Annotated in this window: 1 protein-coding gene; it reads left to right on the forward strand. The window is 70.9% G+C overall.

Going from position 1 to position 530, the window contains the following annotated elements:
• Window positions 1-40 precede the first annotated feature (40 nt).
• A partial coding sequence (locus G1H19_RS22390; RefSeq protein WP_204282718.1) for an MFS transporter occupies window positions 41-530 on the forward strand: 490 nt, incomplete at its 3' end.

The raw sequence follows: 530 nt of genomic DNA on the forward strand, positions 1-530 counted from the left end.
GGCAGCGCCGGACCAGCCGGCCTGGCCGGCCGTAGTCTCGATGGCGCTCGGCGTGTTCGGGCTGGTGACCGCCGAGTTCCTGCCCGCCAGCCTGCTGCCGCCGATCGCGCGCGATCTCGGCATCACCGAGGGTATTGCGGGCCAGGCCGTGACCGCCACCGCACTGGTCGCCCTGGTTACGAGCCTCCTGATCGCCGCCGCAACGCGGCGGCTGGACCGGCGCCTGGTGCTCCTGGCCTTCTCCGTCCTGCTGATTGGGTCGAACCTTCTGGTTGCGCTTGCCGGCAGCCTGCCGCTCCTCCTGCTCGGCCGAGTACTGCTGGGCGTGGCACTCGGCGGGTTCTGGACCATTTCGGCCGCGGTCGCGATGCGGCTCGTTCCGCAAGAGCTGGTCCCGCGCGCCCTGTCGATCATCTTCAGCGGGGTCTCGGCTGCCACGATCCTGGCCGCACCAGTCGGCAGCTATCTGGGCGAAGCGCTGGGCTGGCGCAGCGTGTTCGTGGTCGCGGCAGCACTGGGTCTCGTGACCC

The organism is Goekera deserti (genome assembly GCF_010685995.1).
In the GTDB taxonomy this organism is placed as follows: Bacteria; Actinomycetota; Actinomycetes; order Mycobacteriales; family Geodermatophilaceae; genus Goekera; species Goekera deserti.